Genomic DNA, 21,509 nt, shown 5'->3' on the forward strand with positions numbered 1-21,509 from the left:
ATCAATTTTATTTAACAATAAGTTGATTGAAATCAGCGAACCACTTAATCATATTAGATAGCTTAGTTAATTCACGTAAATGGTTATTCTTAACTGCTTCATTATCAGACATAACCATTGTTTGGTCAAAGTATCCTTCAATATCATTCTTAAGGTTAAATAACTTAGTATATTCGTCATTAGCACCTAGAGTATAGAAATCATTCTTGATTGATTCTACTGCGGCATGTAATGATTTTTCAGAGTCATTTTCAAAAAGTGATTCATCGATGTTTAAATCATCTTCTGCAAAATCACTCTTTTCAGAAATTCTAAGAACACGAGTTAATGCTTCAACTGATTCCTTAAATTCCTCATCATCTTTATGTTGTTCTAAAACAGATGCAACATCAAAGATAAATTCAATATTGTCATTTTGTGAATTTCCAGCAGCATCAATAATATCGTGTCTAATATTTTCTGATTTCATTTGTTTTACAATTCTATCTTTAATGAATGATACAATTTCTGGAATTTCCTTTGTTTGATCTAATTCAGGAGCAACATTGGCATCGTTTTCTGCACTAATTAATTCATTCATTAATTCAGCAAGATTAAAGTTTAACTTTTCGTTTTTAACGATTCTAACAATTCCGTTAGCTTGTCTTCTAAGTGCGTATGGATCATTTGAACCACTAGGAATCATCCCTGCGGCAAAGAAAGTTAAAATACTATCAAACTTATCAGCTAATGATAATACTGACCCTACCTTAGTTTCAGGTAGATCACCACTAGCTGAAATTGGCATGTAGTGTTCTCTAATTGCAGTTGCTACAGATTCATTTTCACCCTTAATTAGAGCATATTTTTCACCCATAACACCTTGTAGTTCAGAGAATTCTCCAACCATTCCAGTAACTAAATCAAATTTATAAATTTGTGCAGCACGTTTTACATCTGTTAATTCTTGATCAGATAAGTTTGCCTTTTTACCAATGATTGACGCAATTTGTTCTACACGTTGCATCTTTTCAAAAATAGTTGAAATCTTATCATGGAAGCTAACTTTCTTAAGCTTATTAACGTAAAAATCAATGTCTTTAGCTTGATCTTCTTGGTAGAAGAACATTGCGTCTTCTAGTCTAGCTGTAAGAACCTTTTCATTTCCAGCGATAACGTTTTCGATGAAATCCTTATTACCATTTCTTACTGAGATGAAGTAAGGTAAGATTTGGTTTTCTTTATCAGTAACGTAGAAGAATCTTTGGTTATCCTTCATTGAAGTAATTAATACTTCTGATGGTAATTGAAGATATTTTTCTTCAAACTTACCAAAGAAAGCTGTAAGCCATTCTACTAAGTTGTTAACTTCTTCTAGAAGTCCTTTATTAATGTTAATTACCCAATTGTTTTCATCTTGAATTTGTTTGATTTGTTCAACAATTGTTTCTTTTCTCTTATTAGCATCAACAATAACAAATTGATCTCTTAATTTTGCTTCGTATTCATCAGCAGAGTTGATTGTAGTGTCAGTACCTAAGAAACGATGTCCACGACTCACATTTGAAGCTGTAACATCTAAAATTTTAATTGGTAGAACTTCATCATCAAGTAAAGCAACCATCCATCTAATTGGACGAATAAAATCTAAACGATAAACGTTCCATTTCATTAGAGTTGGGAAGTTCATGCTTGTAACAACATCTTTTAATCCCATTAAGACTTCTTTAACATCTTTTCCAGCAATATGCTTTTCAACGAATACATATTCAGTACCTTTAATTTCCTTAAAAGTAATGTCATCGGTACTTACGCCTTGCCCCTTGGTAAAACCAATTGCTGCTTTAGACCAATTGCCTTGATCATCTAAAGCAATTTTCTTAGCAGGACCTTTAACTGTTTCGTTAATATCTTCTTGTTTATCAGCCAATCCAGTAATTTGAATTGTTAATCTTCTAGGAGTTGAATAAGGCTTGATACTTTCAAAGTCGATTCTTTGTTCTTTCAAGTATTCTTGTGTCTTTTTAACTAATTGGTCAATACTTGGTGTTACAACATGTGCAGGCATTTCTTCTAGACCAATTTCAAATAAAAATGTATGAGCCATTATTTTTCCTCCTTGTTTTCATCATCTTGTAGCAGTGATTGTCTTAATTTTTCATCTTTAATCAATGGGAAGCCAAGCTTCTTTCTTTCAGCAATAAATGCTTTAGCAATTTCTCTAGCCATTCTTCTAATTCTTGAAAGGTAGCCGGCACGTTCTGTTACAGAAACAGCTCCACGGGCATCTAAAAGATTAAAAGTGTGACTACATTTTAGAACATAATCATATGCTGGATGAACTAATCCATTAGCAATTTGCTTTTTAGCTTCTTCTTCAAAATCATCAAACATCTTCAAAAGCATGTCTTGATTACTTTCTTCGAAACTATATTTTGAGTGTTCAAATTCTGGTTCTTTGAAAATATCACCGTATTTAACACCATCACTCCATTCAAGTTCAAAAACATTGTTAACATCTTGAACGTATGAAGCTAGTCTTTCTAGACCGTAAGTGATTTCTGATGCTACAGGATTCATTTCTTGACCACCGACAATTTGGAAGTAAGTAAATTGAGTCACTTCCATTCCGTCAAGCCAAATTTCCCAACCAACACCGGCACAACCCATTGAAGGATTTTCCCAGTTATCTTCAACGAATCTGATATCATGTTCTTCAGGATTAATTCCTAATTCCTTTAAACTATCCAAGTACAATTCTTGAATGTTTTCAGGAGAAGGTTTCATAATTACTTGGAATTGATGATGTTGGTATAAACGGTTAGGATTTTCACCATATCTACCATCAGCAGGTCTTCTTGATGGTTCTACATATGCAGCGTTCCATGGTTCAGGACCAATAGCTCTTAAAAATGTGTATGGACTCATAGTTCCGGCACCTTTTTCAGTATCGTAAGCTTGCATTAGCATACAACCCTGTGATGACCAGTATTGTTGTAGTTTTAAAATAATATCTTGCATTGACAACTTATCTGTCATTTTATTTCCTCCTAGTAAAACGAATGGCATAAAAAATCCCTATGTAAAAAGTATATAAAATACCAATTACATAGGGACGATTATTCGCGGTTCCACCCTACTTCTGAAATTAATCAGCAGCTTGATTTGTTTGGTTCCAAAAGTGCCAATTACTAAAGTATTGAATAGCTTACACCAACCTATTCTCGCTGAAAAAATATTAGTAACATTCTTCTGTCATTACCATTCGTATTTAATTAATTTAATTATAGTTTAGTAAAACCAAAAAATCAATTCTATAATTTCAAATTGTTGATTTGATCCAGAAACTTTTTACTCTTTAAATGAATTCCAACTGAATCCGAATATATTTTATCTAGTAACTTACGTAAATTAACCTTAGTGGTCTCATTGACGTTCACATTTCCTAAACGATTTAAATCTATAATTGAAAATCTTCTTAAATAATAGATTGTTTTTTGGTCTAAGTGTAATCTGTTTTCATCTAGATGAAAGTGATTCTGACATATTAATCCACCATATGATTCAGAATAATCAAAATTTAAATCATTTCTACCGCAGACACTACATCCTCTTAATTCGGGTTTTACCCCAAACACATCTAATAATTGAATTTCCATGATATTAGTGATTACATCAGGATCGACTCCATTATCAATGAATCGTAATGCTGCAAATAACTGATTAAACCAAAATGGAATTGGTACAGAATCTTCAAAAGCTGTATCAATTAAAGACATAATATAAGTAGCATATGCATTAAGAAAGATATCTTCACTTATATTTTCATAGTGACTGGTATCTAATCCACTATAAATATATGAAAGATTCTCGTTATTTATTTTCCCCGAGTATGTTCCATACGTGAATGGTAAAATATCAGCCATCATTTTGAAGCCTCTTTTACGCGCTCCTCTAATGAAAAACATCTTTTTTCCAGATTCAGCTGTTAGAAATTTAACAAGCATATCATTTTCTTTATAATCACGCCGATATAATAAAATGCCATGAAAATTCATGTAAGTTTGTGAATCCATTCTGTTCACCAACCATTTTCTTAGTAGTTATCTTTCTTGTAACCTAATGACTTAAGCACTGAAGATTCATTTCTCCATCCTGGATGAACTTTAACCCAAAGTTTTAAGTAGACTTTACTACCTAATAAATCTTCGATATCTTGTCTAGCTAATGTTCCAATCTTTTTCAACATTGAACCTTGCTTACCGATTAAAATTCCTTTTTGGCCAGGTCTATCAACTAAAATATCAGCTTGAATATCAACATTACCATTTTCATTTGTCTTCATACTTAAAATATCAATAGCGATTGAGTATGGAATTTCATCTCTAGCCAACATCAATATTTTTTCTCTAATTAATTCGGCAACAATAAATCGTTCCGGATGATCAGTAACTTCATCTTCAGGATAATATTGTGGTCCAGCAGGTAATAGTGCTTTTAAATTGGCCATCAATTCATCCACATTATTTCCTTGAAGAGCGGAAATTGGAAATACTTCTTTCCAATCTAACGCTTTTTTGTAAATATCCATAATACTTAGTAATTTATTAGGATTAATTTCATCAATCTTATTAATGATTAAATAAACAGGCTTATCAATTTCTTTTAAGCGATTAATAATGAAGTTATCTCCTGCTCCTCTAGTTTCTGTTGCACTAACCATGAATAAAACAGCATCAACTTCCTTTAATGCAGAAAAAGCAGATTTTTCCATAAAGTCATCTAATTTATTAATTGGTTTATGAATTCCAGGTGTATCTAGAAAAACGATTTGTGAATCATTATCTGTATAAACACCTTGAATTTTATTTCTAGTAGTTTGTGCTTTATCACTCATAATGGCAATTTTTTGTCCGATAATTCTGTTTAAAAATGTTGATTTACCGACATTTGGTCGACCAACAATTGCTACAAATCCTGAGTGAAAGTTTGGATCAAATTCCATAATATTCCTCCATAAATTACAATTCCAATATTATTGGGATATAAACGATGCATCCTATAATAATTGCAAAAATTGATGCAATTACAACTCCTGCAGCTGCGACGTCTTTGGTTTTTTTAGCTATTTTATTATACTCTTGACCAACGATTAAATTAACTATCGATTCATATAAAGTGTTAATTACCTCTGCTATTAAAACAATAAAAATTGCTAATAGAATCCATATCCATTGTTCAGATTTAATTTTTAAAACAATAGATAAAACAATTACGATAACTGAAATCAAAAGATGAATTCTAAAATTACGTTCTGTTTTACATAGAATAATTAAGCCATCAATTGCATGTTTCAATGACTCAATAAAGTTACGATTCTTACTAGGCTCTTTTTTATCTTTCAAGGCCATAGTCATCCATTATCTTTCTTTGTAGTGGGAACATAATATCTTCATCTTCTTGTTTCATATGATCATAACCATTTAAATGTAAGAATCCATGAACTACCAAGAAACCTAGTTCTCTTTCGTAAGAGTGATTTAAAAATTCAGCTTGCTCTGCGACCTTATCAATTGATACAAAAATGTCTCCGATATTTTCTGGAATTTCTGCAGCCATTTCATCATCCATGATTAATGGAAATTCGTCCTCTCCATCTTCGATTGCGAAACTAATAACATCAGTGGCACGATCTACACCTCTATATTTGCTATTGATTTCTTTAATCTCATCATTGTTAACAAATGTTACTGACATTTCAGTATTATCCTTTAAATTCAATTGCTTGCTTGCAAATTGAAGAACATTTTTTACCAACTCGATGTGTTTTTCATCAACACCATCTTTAGTTTTATCGTAAATTTCTAAGTCCATCTAATTACTCCTGTTTGATTATTTATTTTGATATTCAGAATATGCATCGATAATTCTAGCAACTACTGGATGTCTAACAACATCCTTTGAATCAAATGTTACAAATCTAATTTTATCAACGTTTTGTAAAATGGTTTGTGCTTGAACCAGACCACTACTTGCATGTTTAGGTAAATCAATTTGAGATATATCTCCATTAACAATCATTTTAGAACCGAATCCAAGACGAGTTAAGAACATCTTCATTTGAGCAGTAGTAGTATTTTGAGCTTCATCCAAAATAACGAAAGCTGATTCCAATGTACGTCCACGCATATAAGCTAAAGGAGCAATTTCGATTACTCCTCTTTCCATCAATCTAGCAGTATGTTCTCTACCTAAAATTGAATGAAGTGCATCATAAATCGGTCTTAAATATGGATCGACCTTTTCTTTTAAATCACCGGGTAAAAATCCTAAGCTTTCGCCAGCTTCAACGGCTGGTCTAGTTAGGATGATTTTTTCTACATCACCATGTTTTAACGCAGCAATAGCCATAACTACCGCTAAATATGTTTTACCAGTTCCGGCTGGACCTATACCAAACGTTATGTCATTTCTCTTTACAGATTGAACATATTGACGTTGTCCAAAATTTTTAACCCTTACTGGTTTGCCTTTAAAATCTTTAATTAATATTTGATTGTATAGATCTTTAAAATAGCTTAAAGTATCATTTTTTGCCATATTCATAGCAGATACGATATCGCTACTATTTAACGTAACTCCGTTTTGAATTAAGTCCATTAAATTTTTAAAAATTGAGATAACTTTATTAACATCGTCCTCACTTCCGGACACTTTAACATTTGTCCCGAAAGCATTAATAGAAACATCCATACCCTCTTCAAGAATTGTAACGTATTTATTTTGTGCGCCTAATAGCTTAGGTTCAAAATCTAAATTATGAATGATGAATTCTTTGGTTACTTCAGTATTTTCTGTCAATATAGCGACTCCTTTTTTTCATTTTTATAATCAAATATTAGCACAACTTTTTAGTTTAAAAAAGTTATTAATATGTATTAAAAAGCATGATGTAATCATACTTTTAGTTATTTCTAGCTTAAATGTGCTTTAACTGATTGGTTTACTTCGTTTCCATCAGCTTTACCCTTAACTTTAGGCATAATAGCACCCATTACTTTTCCAAAGTCTGACATAGCACTTGCGCCAACTTCACTGATTGTTTCTTCAACAACTTTATCAATTTCTTCTTTTGACATTTGTTCTGGGGCATATTTACTTAAAACTTCTAATTGTTGTTCTTGTTCAGCAACTAAGTCATCTCTACCACCGTTTTTAAATTCAGCAATTGATTCCTTAACTTGCTTAACTTCACGAGTAATAACTGTAAGTTCTTCTTCATCAGTTAAATCATGACCTACTGAAACTTTTTCGTTAGTTAGGGCTGTTTTTAGTGATCTAATTACGTTTAAAGCAACCTTGTTGTGTTCCTTCATAGCAGTCTTTAAATCTTCAGTTAAATTATTAGCAATACTCATTATAAATTCCTTCTTTCGATTTTTAGCAAAAAAAACGCTCCTGAAATAACAGGAACGTTTTTAGTAATTAAAAGCGACGGCTTTTTTTCTTGTTGTTGCGCTTTCTTGCTGCTTCAGATTTTAATTTACGTTTAACACTTGGTTTTTCGTAGAATTCTCGTTTACGGTATTCACGTAAAGTACCGTTCTTAGAAACTGTACGTTTAAATCGACGAAGAGCATCATCAAGAGATTCGTTTTTACGAACGACTGTTTTTGACATATGAAAATTCCCTCCCTCCGAGCTCGAAATACAACAGTTATCTTTTATTTTTTAGTTATTAAAACTGTTCTTAATAATTATACAAAACAATATTATTAACGTCAATATTACATTTTAATTTCTAGCACACTTTTATCATATAATCTTGATATAATATATTTGAATTATGAAGGAGTGATTAAAAATGAAGCATATTAATATTTTTGCTATTTCTGATTCCAGTGGAGAAACTGCAATGCAGGTAGCAAAAACCGCTGGAGCACAATTTGATTCTGCTGATATTTCTTACGAAAGATACCCATTCATAACAACAGAATCAATGCTAGTTGGAATTTTAAAAATTGCAAAAGAAAAAAATGCCGTTATTTTTCATACTCTAGTCAATGCTCATTTAAGTTTACTAATAGAAGATTTTGCTTCTGAAAACAATCTTCAAAATGTAGATTGTGTACAAAGACCAATGAAGGCGATTAGTAATCAACTTGGCAGCAGTCCAGAAAGAGTATCTGGTCTTGTTCACGACCTAAACGATGAATACTTTAAAAGAATTGAAGCAATGGAATTTTCAGTAGAAAATGATGACGGCAGCAATCCACAAAATCTAACAAAAGCTGACGTGGTTATTCTCGGTATTTCTAGAACTTCTAAAACACCACTCTCGTTATATTTAGCTAATAAAAAATTGAAAGTATCAAACGTTCCAATCGGTCCAACTCTTCAACTACCAAAAGAAGTCTTTGATGTTGATTCTAAAAAGATTTTTGGATTAACCAGTGATACCGCTGATATTCAAAAGATCAGAAAAACTAGAATGGAATCATATGGTATTGAGGAAGAAACACCTTATTCGAGTACAGACAATATAAATGCAGAATTAAAATATGCAGATAAGCTATACAAACAATTGGGTTGTTTGATAATTAACGTCCATGACAAATCTATCGAAGAAACAGCTACAATTATCATGGAAAGTTTAAATATTGATTCGTATAAATAAAAAAAGAGCTTACGCTCTTTTTTTATTGGTTTAAAATATCATTCATTAATGAATCATTGAATTTTTGTTCTTTTAGCATTTTAACTTCGAAATAATGTGGAGATACTTTTTTCTTAGTTCCTTCAATAGCAACAGCTGGTGTTTCCATCACTTTAGGAACATCCACAAGAGAATCATGATGAGCAATGTAATTAAGAGCATCGAAACCAATTGTTCCTAGACCGATAATTTCATGTCTATCTTTATGGCTGCCAAAATCATTTTTAGAATCATTCAAATGAATTACTTTAATCTTATCTAATCCGATAACATGATCAAATTCATTTAATACTCCATCGAAATCATTTTTGACATCATATCCTGCATCATTAGTATGACAAGTATCAAAAGTAACTGACAATTTATCATTCAAAGTAACCCCATCCATAATCTGAGCGATTTCTTCAAATGTTCTACCAACTTCTGTACCTTTACCAGCCATAGTTTCCAATGCAATTTGAACCTTTTGATCGGGTTCAATTACTTCATTAAGTCCTTTAGCGATTTGTTCGATTGCTTTATCAGCACCTTCACCTACATGAGCCCCTGGATGCAATACGATTTGAGATGCACCGATTGCTTCAGCTCGTTTTACTTCATCATGTAAAAATTGAATTCCAAATTCGAAATTTTGAGGCTTCGTAATATTTCCTAGATTAATAATGTATGGAGCATGGACAACTGTTTCTAATATATCATGCTCTTTCATGTATTGTTTTCCATCGTCAGCACGTAGTTCTTCGATTGGTTTTCTTCTAGTATTTTGAGGTGCACCAGTGTATACCATAAATACGTTTTCGCCATAACTGTCAGCCTCTTTAGCAGAGCCTAAAAACATAGTTGAACCGCTCATACCTACATGTGAACCAATTAAAAACTTACTTTCCATTATTAATCCCCCTCATGATTTTAACAAATTCTTCTGAAGAATTTTCAGATTCCCATCCACAGAATTTATCATAAAATTTATCGTATTTTTCAACATAATCTTCGTATTCATTACTTTCAGTGAAAATGCGAATTTGATTATAGAAATCATTTTCTTCTTCTACAACAGGTCCTGGTAATTCACTTCTATAATCGAAGTAAAAACCTCTTATGTCATCTTCATAGTGATTTAAATCATAAGCGTAAAATAACATTGGTCTCTTCAAGTTTGCATAATCGAACATTACTGAAGAATAGTCAGTAATCAATAAATCTGTCATTAGATAGATATCACTCATATCTTCTTCTACCATGATAAATGCACGATCTTCATAACCAGTGATATCAATAAAGTCTTTTACTAGATAATGTGGACGTAAAATTAGGAATGTATTTTCATCAACATTGTTAAAAAACTCTTCCAAACTGAAAGGCAATTCAAAATTATAAACTCCCTTACGCTTATAGTTATCATCTCTCCATGTTGGAGCATAAGTAATAACTCTTACGTCATCTCTACCTAAATATTGTTTCTTTAACTTACTGATTTGTAACTCGTTATTATCATAATAAAGAACATCATTACGAGGATAACCAATATCTAAAAACTTGTTGTTAAAGCCAAACGCTCTTTTAAATATATCCTTAGAGTATTGATTTGGCGCAATTAAATAATCCCAACGATTAGCTTCTTCAGTAAAGTTCTTTTTATATCTTTCTGTATCAGTTCCAGGCATCATAACATTTTCAATGTCTGTTCCTAATTTTTTCAAAGGAGTTCCATGCCAAGTTTGCATGTAAACAGTTCCCTTGTTTTTGTTCCACCACTTGGGTGTTCTTGAGTTAAAAACCCAAAAGTTGGCTCTAGCCATTGCCCAAACCCATCTTGGCATAAATCGTTTAACGATTTTTACATCTGGGTATAACTTACTGAAAGTCTTATATTCGGACTTTCTCACAGTAAAGTAAGCAATATTTTTATATTCAGGATATAATTCAACCCATTTTTGATAAATCGCTGCTGGGTTATCATTTATATCCTTACCTTGAAAACTTTCGAAAACTACAGAGTTCTTCTTAACCGGTAAAATAATCAAGAAATTATTAATAAGAATCAAACATCTTCTGATTGATTTTTTTATTAATTTAACTATTTTCTTTTTAAGTTTCATCATAAAAAACGTTCAATCCTTTTATATTAAATATAATCAACGAATCTTGCTCTAAACTTGTAATGTAGATGTGAACCGATTAATAGGAAGAATAATACCATTAACCAGAAAATAAGCATCAACATAGGTTTTTGCCAGAACCAATCTTCACCTAACATTGATTCTCTGAATCCTGAAACAATGTAGAAAAATGGGTTTAATTGTAAGAATCTAACAAAGAATGCTGGGAATGCATTAGTTTCAAAGTTAAATAGCACACCAGACATATAGAATAGAACTCTCATAATTGATTGTAAGAAAATTCTGTAATCACGAACCAAAATAGTTACTGTTGAATTAAAGATTCCAAATGCTAATAACCAGCAAATCATTGCAAAGAAGTAGTAAATCCATTGGATCCAGTATATGTTAGGTAATACTCCACCCTTTAAGTATCCAAGAATAATTGAACAAGCAAGCATTGCCCAGAAAGAACTTAGGTTAGTAAGAATCTTAATTGAAGGTAATACACTTACAGGGAATTTCATTTTTGATACCATTCCCACTTGTTGGTAGATACTCTTTGAGGCATCTAAAGTTACACTGTTCATGTAGAACCATGGAGTAATACCGATAACCATCCAAGTTAGGTAGTCAACACTTCCAGAAGTTCCCTTTTTCAATCCAACACCGAAAACTAACCAATAAATCATAATTTGAATAATTGGGTAAAGGTATGCCCAGATAATTCCTAAATAATGACTTTGGTAGTCAGATTTGTCTTCATATTTAGATACTCTAAACATGATTGGTAAATTTTCAATTTGTTCTTTTATTAATGTAATGACTTCCTTCAAGTCGATCACACTTCCTTTACTTTAAAGTTTTTATATATTTATCAATAACTCTGGTCGTAGCAAAACCGTCGTTATATTTATTCCAATGATTGTTAAAATTAGTGAAATCAGTTTTCTTATTTTCACTAATTGCTAACTTCAATTCATCCAATGTTTTAATTGGATTAGTTGGTAACCAATTTAACAAGTTTTCTTGTAATCCTGGCTTTTGTTTATATTTTTCAATATCAAACATAAAGAATAACAATGAGTGTGCATTTGGTAGTAATGAATAATCAAACGCTACAGAAGAATAATCGGTTACTAACGTATCAGTTACAGCCAACAAATCAGTCGTAGAAAGTTGATTGCAGAATAAAACGTTTGGACATTTTGTTTCTTCTTGTAACTTACTTTCAATATCACGCAACAATGGATGTAATTTAATTACGACCATTGCATTTTCATCATTAGACAGAGCCTTAATTAATCCCTTAGGCGGATTAAATGATTGTCCGTCATCTCGATATGTAGGCGCGTATAAGATAACTCGCTTATCCTTTAATTGTGGTGCAAAGCTATAAACTCTTCTTCTAGCAATTTGAAGCCATTTATCTTTAAAAAGTCTATCTGATCGAGGATATCCCATCATTTGCATCTTATCAAATGAGACATGATAGCTTTCTTCAAATACGTGTCCCATGGTTTCAGAGGCGACAACATATTCATCAAAACTATTATATACTTTTTGGAATCTTCGCTTATCAGAGTTACTTCTGTCTTTTGTTGATGGGTCTTGCCAGCCAAATTTCTTAATAGCACCATTTGCATGCCACAACTGAACAACCTTTAGTTTTTTGGATTTTACGATTCCACCCATAAACGGAAAGTAATTATCACAAAAAACAACATTACTTGCCATTATTTTTGGAATTAAATCCATTATTAGCTTAAGGCCTTCTTGAAATTGTACTGTTTTAATACCATATGCTGCTAAATCTGTAGCAGCAGCTTCATTCGAAGCCTCATAATAAACATAAAGGGTCTTATCTTTTGGCATCTTTCTCGCCATCGATTTAATTAATCCTAAATTATTATCAAAACTCATTATGTAAATTACATTTTGCTTCTTCTTAAAGAAACAAATTAATGAAACCAATCTAATTAAACATATATATATGACTTTCAAAACATATCCCACCAAAATTTTAATAAAACTATCACACAATCCAGTATTATAACATAATTAATAATTAAAATTTATTTTATTATTCAAGTTTATGTTCATAAAAATGCCCTAATATTGTAGAAGCCTCAGTCACACTAGCAAATGCATGCTCATCCGATTCATCCAACGCTTCTTGTAATTCCGACATTTCATATCTAGAAATAGTTGTAAACAAAATGGTCTTAGTGTCATGTTGGTAAGCACCCTCTGCACCATGAATAATAGTAATTCCTCTAGGAATATGGTTTTGAACACTATCAATAACCGTTTTGGGATGATCAGTAACAATCAACACCTGCATTCTTTGTTGTCTAGTATAAGCAAAATCGATTGCTTTAGCGTTAACCACAATCCCAATCGCTGAGTAGAAAGCATATGGCCAACCATAAGTGAATCCCGCAGCAGTAATAATAAAGATATTGAAAGCAATATTGATTGTTCCAATACTTCGACCTGTTTTTCTACGGATAACGATTCCTAAAATATCTAAACCACCCGTTGAAATCTCATTTTTCAAACTCATACCAGTACCAAAACCATTAACCACTCCCCCAAAGATTGCACATATCATAGGATCATTGGTTAAATAAACTGGATGAAGTGATTTAATCATAAAACTGGCTAGAAAGACAGTTAAGATAGTAAAGCAGGTAAACTGATGCCCAATTTGCTTCCAAGCTAAGATAAAGAATGGAATGTTTAAGCAGAACAAGCCAATTGATGGCGATATAGCAAATGGTAAAAATCTTTCTGAAAGTGTATTAATTAATTGTGATAACCCGGTAAAACCAGATGAATAAATTTTTCCAGGTGTCCAAAAAAAGTTCATGGCAATGGAAATCATAATTCCATACATGAAGGCTGTTGAAGCTTTTGCTAAATATTGATGTCTTCTCCAAATCCTTTGAACATCGTCCATACGTCTCATTACCTCTCATTTAATATGAAAATAGTATAACACAAATAGTGATTAAAAAAAGGCTCCCCTAATGGGAAGCCTTTTTTGATATTAAATTTCGTCTTCGCTTTCTAAGCCAAGATCGTCTAATTGTTTCTTAGATACAGGTGCTGGAGCATTTGTCATTGGTTCAGTTGCTTTAGAATTCTTAGGGAATGCAATAACATCTCTAATATTTTCAGTTTGGGCCAATAATCTAGCAAAACGATCAAGACCAATAGCTAGACCACCATGAGGTGGGAAACCATAGTCTAATGCGTCTAAGAAGTATCCAAATTGTTCTTGAGCACTTTCTCTTGTAAATCCTAAAGCTTTCAACATCTTCAATTGTAGTTCTTTAGTATGGATACGAATTGATCCACCACCAAGTTCCAAACCATTTAAGATAATGTCGTAACTTTGAGCATGTGCTTTATGTGGGTCTTCTCCATCGTTTAGGTAATGTTCATCACCTTCATTTGGCATTGTAAATGGATGATGAGCTGGAACCCATCTGTCAATTCCTTCGTCATATTCAAACAATGGCCAATCAACAACCCATAGAAAATCGAATTCATTTTCAGGAATCATATCTAATTCTTTTGCAATATCACATCTTAAGTAGCCAAGTGTGTCCGCAACAACTTTTTCACGATCGGCGGCAAATAGTAATAAATCACCTGATTTTGCTTCAGTAGCTTCTAATAATTGAGAAACAACTTGGTCATCAGTAAAGAATTTAGAAATTGGACCAGTTAATCCTTCATCAGTAACCTTCATCCAAGCTAATCCTTTAGCGCCGAATCTTTCAATGTATGCAGCGTACTTATCAATATCTTTTCTAGAATATTTATCAGCACCGCCTGGGACAGCAATAGCTTTAACTTTACCACCGTTTTCAATTGCACTACTAAAGACTTTAAAATCAACATCTTTAACAATATCTGATAAGTCTTTTAATTCCATACCAAATCTAACATCTGGTTGGTCAGTACCAAAGCGGTCCATTGATTCTTGCCAAGTAATACGCTTGAATGGTGCTTTAATATCAATGTTTAATGTGTCCTTCATTACCTTAACGATTAAACCTTCTGTTAACTTTTGAATGTCTTCTGCATTTAAGAATGAAGTTTCCATATCGATTTGTGTAAATTCTGGTTGACGATCACCACGTAAATCTTCGTCTCTAAAACAACGAGCGATTTGGTAGTAACGATCGAAACCAGATCCCATTAGTAGTTGTTTAAATAATTGAGGAGATTGTGGTAATGCGTAAAATGAACCATGGTATAAACGTGATGGTACTAAGTAATCACGTGCACCTTCTGGTGTTGAAACAGTCAAGTTTGGTGTTTCAATATCTACGAATCCATTTTCATTAAAGTATTGGTGAACTGCTTGAGTAATCTTACTTCTTAAAATAATTCCCTTTTGAACTTCGGGTCTTCTTAAATCAAGATATCTATATTTTAGCTTAGTTTCTTCAGAAGCTGTAATATCATCCTTAATATCAAATGGAGGGTTTTCTGACTTATTTAGAATTTTAACGTCAGAAACTGCAATTTCAATTTTTCCAGTGTTAATTTCGGTATTAACTTCTTTTTCATTTCTAGCAACTACAGTTCCCTTAACTTCGATTACATATTCGTTTCTTAGTTGATCTGCAATTTCTAATGCTTTTGCGCTATTTTTATCACTGAAAACAAGTTGCACAATTCCTTTAGTATCTCTTAAATCAACAAAGATTAATTTACCTAGATCACGGCGCTTAGCAACCCATCCATCTAAACATATTTCTTGGTTCAAGAAGCTTTCATCTACTAAACCACAATAAGTTGTTCGGTTCATATCATATCTCTCCTTATTTTATAAATTATCTGAATCAAATTCATTCAACAATTCAGCAAATCGAGTTTTAACATCGTCAATTCCGACAGTAATTTCTTTTCCATCTGCCATATTCTTCAAATGAATGGTATTATTTTCTAATTCTTTTTCACCTATAGTTAAAGTGAACTTGGCATTTAGCTTGTCAGCACTCTTGAATTGAGCTTTTGGCTTTCTATCTAAATAATCTTTATCTGCAGAAAATCCATTATCTCTTAATGCTTGTACAACTTTAAATGCTTCTAAGCTGGCTTCTTCACCAATACCAACTACGTACGCATCTAATGCGTTAAAGTTAGGAAATACAAATTTCTTTGAGTTCATTAGTAATAGAAGTCTTTCTACTCCTAAACCAAATCCAACACCTGGCATTTGTGGTCCACCCAATTCTTCTACTAGGCCGTCATAACGACCACCAGCACAAATTGTTGTGTATCCTTCACCTAATTCTTTAGCATTAGCCATAATTTCAAAGATAGTGTGGTTATAGTAATCTAGTCCACGTACCATTGTATGGTCAACGTCATATTTGATGCCTAAACCATCAAGCATTCTAGTAACCTTATCAAAATGATTTTGGGCGTCATCAGTTAAATAATCCAAGATTGATGGCGCACCATCAACAATTAATTGATCTTCTGGAGCTTTACTATCTAAAACTCTTAATGGATTTTTGTGTAATCTTTCCTTTGAATCGTCACTCAATTCTTCAAAGTGAGGTTCTAAGTAGTCAATTAGTGCTTGACGATAGTTAGCTCTAGTTTCTTTATCACCTAAGGTATTAATTGCAATTCTTAAATCATCTATTCCTAGATGTCTTAAATAATCAACAGCCATTGAAATCACTTCAACATCTAGTTGAGGTGATTCGCTTCCGAATGCTTCTACCCCAATTTGATGGAACTCTCTTAATCTTCCTGATTGTGGACGTTCATATCTAAACATTGGTCCCATGTAAAACATCTTAACTGGCTTAGGGGTATCTGGACCGAATAATTTATTTTCTACAAATGATCTTACTACCCCTGCAGTTCCTTCAGGTCTTAAGGTAATATGACGATCACCTTTATCATAAAAATCATACATTTCCTTTGTAACAATATCAGAAGTTTCACCTGATGTTCTAGAAAAAACATCGAAGCTTTCAAACATTGGTGTTCTTATTTCTTGATATCTATAATCTGAAAAAAGCATTCTTGCTGTTTCTTCAACAAATTGCCATTGTTCTGATTCACCTGGCAAAATATCTGCGGTTCCTTTTGGACGTTGATATCGCATGTTAATCCCTCCGATAACGTATTTATAAACTGATAAAAAAGCCCTTGTCTAAAAAATATTTAGACAAGGGCGCAAAAAGCACGGTACCACCTTTTTTTAACTCTTATGTAACGTATAATAACGAATGGTATAAAACCATTAGCCTAAAAAGTGTCTTTCCGAACTCAATTCGTCGTTATTTCACCAAAACTAACGCTCTCTTTTTTCGAAATAAATCCGTACTTTTCTTTTCTTCATCAGCAACTATTCTATTCATGTTTCAGATTAATGTAATTTAATAAAAAAGTCAAGAACTCAAATGTTTACGAAGCAAAAAATAAATTGTACAATGCCCTCGAGGTGATATTTATGGGTAAATTGTCAAATGAATGGTTAGAACAATTACCATTTAAAAATGTTTCTGAAATTTCTTCAGTTAGTGGCGGTGATATAAATGACTCTTATTCAATCGTTGCTGACGACAAAGAATATTTTATGAAAGTTCAACCAAATAGAGGAAAACAGTTCTTTGAACATGAAGTTGAAGGAATTAACAAACTGAACCAGAGATGTTTAACACCTCAAATAATTGCTTATGGTGAAATTAATGGTGATGGTTATCTTATCCAAAATTGGTTAGATTTATCCCCCATTGGTGATCAGAATAAATTAGGTAAACTTCTCGCTAACGTTCATAAAGATATTGGACCTAATTATGGTTTAGACCATAATTTCGATTTAGGAAAGATTCCTAAGAATAACCATTGGCAAGATAACTGGTCATCATTCTTTATTAATCAAAGATTATCTCCTCTTATTCAAATGACAATTGACAAGGGATTAATTAACAGTAATGAGATTGATAAATTCAATAATGTTATTGACTCTTTTAAATTTGATATGAAAAATCACGAAAGCGCTCCATCCCTTTTACACGGTGATCTTTGGAGTGGTAATTTTTCTTTTGTTGAAGGCGAACCAATTTTAATTGATCCAGATGTTTTCTATGGTGATAGAGAATTTGATATCGGGGTAAGTACTGTTTTCGGTGGTTTTAATTCTGATTTTTATGAATCATACAACCAAAGTTTTCCACTTGATGAAGGTTGGCAACGCAGAATTAAGTATTATCAACTATACTATCTAACAGCTCATTTAGTAATGTTTGGACAAATGTATCTTCCATCTGTCAATTCCATACTAGATCAATTCTGAATTTAATAAATCGTAGTAATTATTGAAATTATATTCAGGATTACCAGTGGAATTAATCATCGCATCTGGATCAAATAAGCATCCCTTAATTCCAGCATTATGTGCTGCATCTATATCTAATTTACGGTCTCCAACCATAATAGTATTTTCCCTATCTAATTTATTATTATCGATAAGATAATTCAAAGATTCAGGATCTGGTTTACGCTTAAAATGATTATTTTTGGTAACAATTTCAGTAAATAAACTATCTATAGAATGTTTTTTCAATAGATTAATAGCTACATCATCACGATGTGTAAGGATAAAATTCTTTCCACCGTTTTCGATATTCTTATTTAAAACCTGACTTACGTTTAAAAATAGATTAGCATCAATTATATTATTGCTTTCATTTTTATGATAATAATCAGCTAAAATATCTTCACTAAGATTAAAGTGAGCGGAATATTTTTGTAAACAAGTAGCAACAGAATGTCTTCTCATTATCTGATTAATTTCGTAATCATCGATTTCAAAATCATCAACCTTTAATTGAATTAATGCATCCACAAACGATTCAACCATAATTGGATATGTATCCATTACGGTTCCATCAAAGTCAAAAATCATATTCATATCAATATATTCTCCTAATTAAAAAAGAGCTTTAATAAGCTCTTTTTATTTGTTTTCAGTGTCAAAAAAGATTGTAAATGGTCCATCATTAAGTAAGTTAACTTGCATATCAGCGCCAAAACTTCCTGTTTCAACATGATTACCAGCCTGTCTTAATTCTTCATTAAATCTATCATACATCTCTGATGCAAAATCTGGTTTTCCAGCTTTTACAAATGATGGACGATTACCTTTCTTTGTATCTGCGTATAAAGTAAATTGAGATACTGATAAGATATCTCCATCAATATCCTTAAGGCTTAGATTAGTTTTACCTTCGTCATCAGCGAATATTCTTAGATTAGTAATCTTTCTTACCAAGTAATCAATGTCTTCATTAGTATCAGTGTCCTTAACACCAACTAATAATAAATATCCTTGATTAATTTGGCCAATACATTCTTCATCGACTGAAACACTTGCATTAGCAACCCTTTGTAGTAAAACTCGCATCAGAACTTCCCCTTACATAAATGGTCTTTTTACAACGTACACATCAGCAACATTCTTTAAATGATCAATAATCATATCCAGTTGTTCTAGGTTCTTAACACCTAATTTCAAGGAAATGGTAGCTGTTTTATCGTGATCAACTTTTCCTTCAACAGAGTTAATTTGCTTACAAACTGTACTTACTTTTTTAATAACATCATTTAAAATATTGCTTCTGTTATAACCTTGTACTTCTACATTAGCATTAAAGAAAGCATGGTTGTCTGGTGAAATATTCCAAGTAACGCTCACTAATCTTTCATCGTCATCATGAATATTTGGGCATTCACTTCTATGAACTGAGACTCCTCGTCCCTTGGTAATATATCCAACTACTTTATCTCCAGGAACAGGTGAACAACAATGGCTTAGTCTTACAAGTAAGTTGTCTACCCCTTCGATTACAATTCCATCAGAAGGCTTTTTATTCTTACTTACTTTATTACTATCATCAGTGGAATTATCAATTGTTTGATGATTTTCTAAAATGTCTTTTTGTTGTTGTTCAATTCTTTGACGTTCTTTTTCATCCCTAATATCAGAAGTTAAAACGTTAACAATTCCATTAGGTTGTTTATTTCCAAACCCAATTTCTGCGTACATATCATTAACTTGATTGTAGTACGTATTTTTTAATACTCGATCAAGATTTTCTTTAGTTAAAACGCTATTTACATCAAATCCGGCATCACGAATAGCTTTCATCAATATTTCTTTTCCAGCGTTAACATTTTTCTCACGGTCACGAGATTTAAAGTATTGTCTAATCTTATGTTTAGCACGACTAGTTGAAACCAAACTAATCCAATCTTGGCTAGGTCCAGCAGAACTGGTCGATGTCATAATTTCGACAATATCTCCGGTTTGAATCTGATAATCCAGTGGTTCGATTTTTCCATTTACACGAGAACCAACTGTATGGTTACCAACATCAGTATGAATTAAGTAGGCCATGTCTAATGGTCCAGCACCCTTAGGTAATTCTAATACATCTCCCTGTGGGGTAAATGCATAAACATGATCACCAAATAGATCTCCCTTTACACTATCCATGAATTCTGAAGCATTATCGGTGTCTTCTTGAAGTTCGATAATTCGTTTAAACCAGTTCAAACGGTTATTATCGGTAGATTCCTTAACTTCATCAGTCATACCTTCTTTGTATGCCCAATGAGCAGCAACCCCATATTCAGCAATTTGATGCATTTCTTTAGTTCTAATTTGAACTTCTAAAGGTCTTCCACCAGGTCCGACAACCGTAGTGTGAAGAGATTGATACATATTAGCCTTAGGCATTGCGATATAATCTTTAAATCTACCGGGCATTGGTGACCATTTAGTATGAATTGCTCCTAAAACAGCATAACAATCCTTAATTGAATCAACTATGCATCTAACTGCCAATAGGTCATAAATTTGTTCAAATTGTTTCTTCTTGGTAACCATTTTTCTGTAAACAGAATATAGATGCTTAGGTCTTCCATATACTTGAACATTCTTTAGACCCATTTGCTTTACTTGAGCGTTAACTTCATCGATTGCTTCAGTAATATATGAAACTCTTTCATTTCTCTTAGAATTCATCAAATGAACAATTCGATAATATTGTTGAGGATTCAAATATCTTAGTGAGATATCTTCTAGTTCCCACTTAATTGTACCAATCCCTAAACGATCAGCTAACGGAGCATAAATTTCCAAAGTTTCATTTGAAATACGACGTTGTTTTTCTGGTCTCAAATGTTTTAGTGTACGCATATTGTGTAATCTGTCAGCAAGTTTAACAATCATGACACGGATATCTTTACACATTGCTAACAACAATTTACGATGATTTTCTGCTAATTGTTCTTGATTTGATTTGTATTTAATTTTACCTAGCTTTGTAACCCCATCAACGATTAGTTCAATATCATTGCCAAATAATTCACCAATATCTTCTAATGATGCACCTGTATCTTCAACGACATCATGTAGCAATCCTGCACTAACAGTTTCTGGATCCATTCTTAAAGTCGCTAGAATGCTTGCTACTTGAATTGGGTGGACAATATAAGGTTCACCGGATTGTCTAAACTGGTCTTTATGACAGATTGACGCAAATTCGTATGCTTTTTTTACAATCGCTACGTGTTTTTTATTCATGTAGCTGGAAATTTCGTTAAATAGATCTTCTTTAGACCAAATCTTATGTTCAGACATTTCCAAAAACCTTCTTCCAATCGTT

21 protein-coding genes are annotated in these 21,509 nt (G+C 32.3%); 2 read left to right on the plus strand and 19 right to left on the minus strand.

Annotation, left to right across the window (positions count from 1 at the left end; all coding sequences use genetic code 11):
• Positions 1 to 7 precede the first annotated feature (7 nt).
• The 9 genes from glyS to rpsU form a co-directional block, all read right to left on the minus strand.
• A complete protein-coding gene (glyS, locus tag RZ74_RS03710; RefSeq protein ID WP_053950111.1) occupies positions 8 to 2,086 on the minus strand; it encodes a glycine--tRNA ligase subunit beta in 2,079 nt (692 codons plus the stop codon).
• A complete protein-coding gene (glyQ, locus tag RZ74_RS03715; RefSeq protein WP_053950112.1) occupies positions 2,086 to 3,018 on the minus strand; it encodes a glycine--tRNA ligase subunit alpha in 933 nt (310 codons plus the stop codon). The genes glyS and glyQ overlap by 1 nt, the downstream gene beginning before the upstream one ends.
• Positions 3,019 to 3,293: 275 nt before the next feature.
• Entirely contained in the window at positions 3,294 to 4,055 is a 762-nt protein-coding gene (recO, locus tag RZ74_RS03720; protein WP_053950113.1) for a DNA repair protein RecO, read from the minus strand.
• Positions 4,056 to 4,075: 20 nt separating this feature from the next.
• Positions 4,076 to 4,984: a GTPase Era gene (gene era, locus RZ74_RS03725; RefSeq protein WP_053950114.1), complete on the minus strand. Its 909-nt coding sequence runs from the start codon at positions 4,982 to 4,984 to the stop codon at positions 4,076 to 4,078.
• A gap of 16 nt (positions 4,985 to 5,000) precedes the next feature.
• Positions 5,001 to 5,390, minus strand: a complete 390-nt coding sequence (locus RZ74_RS03730; RefSeq protein ID WP_237756925.1) for a diacylglycerol kinase family protein — start codon at positions 5,388 to 5,390, stop codon at positions 5,001 to 5,003.
• Positions 5,374 to 5,853, minus strand: coding sequence for an rRNA maturation RNase YbeY (gene ybeY / locus RZ74_RS03735; RefSeq protein ID WP_053950116.1), 480 nt, complete (start codon positions 5,851 to 5,853; stop codon positions 5,374 to 5,376). The genes RZ74_RS03730 and ybeY overlap by 17 nt, the downstream gene beginning before the upstream one ends.
• Before the next feature lie 18 nt (positions 5,854 to 5,871).
• Entirely contained in the window at positions 5,872 to 6,840 is a 969-nt protein-coding gene (locus tag RZ74_RS03740) for a PhoH family protein (protein WP_053950117.1), read from the minus strand.
• A 113-nt stretch (positions 6,841 to 6,953) separates the two neighbouring features.
• Entirely contained in the window at positions 6,954 to 7,397 is a 444-nt protein-coding gene (locus RZ74_RS03745; protein ID WP_053950118.1) for a GatB/YqeY domain-containing protein, read from the minus strand.
• A 67-nt stretch (positions 7,398 to 7,464) separates the two neighbouring features.
• Positions 7,465 to 7,659, minus strand: a complete 195-nt coding sequence (gene rpsU, locus RZ74_RS03750; protein WP_034530758.1) for a 30S ribosomal protein S21 — start codon at positions 7,657 to 7,659, stop codon at positions 7,465 to 7,467.
• A 184-nt stretch (positions 7,660 to 7,843) separates the two neighbouring features.
• Here rpsU and RZ74_RS03755 point away from each other — a divergent pair, with 184 nt between their 5' ends.
• The gene (locus tag RZ74_RS03755) at positions 7,844 to 8,656 is read left to right on the plus strand and encodes a pyruvate, water dikinase regulatory protein (protein WP_053950119.1); all 813 of its coding nucleotides are present in this window, start codon (positions 7,844 to 7,846) and stop codon (positions 8,654 to 8,656) included.
• A gap of 22 nt (positions 8,657 to 8,678) precedes the next feature.
• Here RZ74_RS03755 and RZ74_RS03760 read toward each other — a convergent pair whose 3' ends face one another.
• The 7 genes from RZ74_RS03760 to hisS form a co-directional block, all read right to left on the minus strand.
• On the minus strand, positions 8,679 to 9,584 hold the full coding sequence (locus tag RZ74_RS03760) for a deoxyribonuclease IV (RefSeq protein WP_083437162.1): 906 nt from the start codon (positions 9,582 to 9,584) through the stop codon (positions 8,679 to 8,681).
• Positions 9,574 to 10,797, minus strand: a complete 1,224-nt coding sequence (locus RZ74_RS03765) for a CDP-glycerol glycerophosphotransferase family protein (protein ID WP_053950120.1) — start codon at positions 10,795 to 10,797, stop codon at positions 9,574 to 9,576. Before RZ74_RS03765 ends, RZ74_RS03760 begins: the two co-directional genes overlap by 11 nt.
• 23 nt (positions 10,798 to 10,820) lie before the next feature.
• Positions 10,821 to 11,630 (minus strand): ABC transporter permease, encoded by an 810-nt coding sequence (locus RZ74_RS03770; protein ID WP_053950121.1) that lies wholly within the window; start codon positions 11,628 to 11,630, stop codon positions 10,821 to 10,823.
• A gap of 16 nt (positions 11,631 to 11,646) precedes the next feature.
• Positions 11,647 to 12,798: a CDP-glycerol glycerophosphotransferase family protein gene (locus RZ74_RS03775; protein WP_053950122.1), complete on the minus strand. Its 1,152-nt coding sequence runs from the start codon at positions 12,796 to 12,798 to the stop codon at positions 11,647 to 11,649.
• Between the two features lie 79 nt (positions 12,799 to 12,877).
• A complete protein-coding gene (locus RZ74_RS03780; protein WP_053950123.1) occupies positions 12,878 to 13,756 on the minus strand; it encodes a YitT family protein in 879 nt (292 codons plus the stop codon).
• A gap of 90 nt (positions 13,757 to 13,846) precedes the next feature.
• Positions 13,847 to 15,622: an aspartate--tRNA ligase gene (aspS, locus tag RZ74_RS03785; RefSeq protein ID WP_053950124.1), complete on the minus strand. Its 1,776-nt coding sequence runs from the start codon at positions 15,620 to 15,622 to the stop codon at positions 13,847 to 13,849.
• A gap of 18 nt (positions 15,623 to 15,640) precedes the next feature.
• Positions 15,641 to 16,939, minus strand: coding sequence for a histidine--tRNA ligase (gene hisS / locus RZ74_RS03790; RefSeq protein ID WP_053950125.1), 1,299 nt, complete (start codon positions 16,937 to 16,939; stop codon positions 15,641 to 15,643).
• Between the two features lie 348 nt (positions 16,940 to 17,287).
• Between hisS and RZ74_RS03795 the strand changes: the two genes are divergently transcribed.
• Positions 17,288 to 18,133 carry a fructosamine kinase family protein gene (locus RZ74_RS03795; RefSeq protein WP_053950126.1) on the plus strand — a complete coding sequence of 282 codons (846 nt, stop codon included), beginning with the start codon at positions 17,288 to 17,290 and terminating at the stop codon, positions 18,131 to 18,133.
• Here the strand turns inward: RZ74_RS03795 and RZ74_RS03800 are convergent.
• The 3 genes from RZ74_RS03800 to RZ74_RS03810 are packed head-to-tail and all read right to left on the minus strand — an operon-like array spanning position 18,119 to position 21,484.
• A complete protein-coding gene (locus RZ74_RS03800; protein ID WP_053950127.1) occupies positions 18,119 to 18,751 on the minus strand; it encodes an HAD-IA family hydrolase in 633 nt (210 codons plus the stop codon). The genes RZ74_RS03795 and RZ74_RS03800 overlap by 15 nt on opposite strands.
• Before the next feature lie 45 nt (positions 18,752 to 18,796).
• Positions 18,797 to 19,243: a D-aminoacyl-tRNA deacylase gene (dtd, locus tag RZ74_RS03805; RefSeq protein ID WP_053950128.1), complete on the minus strand. Its 447-nt coding sequence runs from the start codon at positions 19,241 to 19,243 to the stop codon at positions 18,797 to 18,799.
• Positions 19,244 to 19,255: 12 nt separating this feature from the next.
• Positions 19,256 to 21,484, minus strand: a complete 2,229-nt coding sequence (locus RZ74_RS03810; RefSeq protein WP_053950129.1) for a RelA/SpoT family protein — start codon at positions 21,482 to 21,484, stop codon at positions 19,256 to 19,258.
• Positions 21,485 to 21,509: the final 25 nt, after the last annotated feature.

It is taken from the genome of Apilactobacillus apinorum (genome assembly GCF_001281175.1).
Classification (GTDB): Bacteria; Bacillota; Bacilli; order Lactobacillales; family Lactobacillaceae; genus Apilactobacillus; species Apilactobacillus apinorum.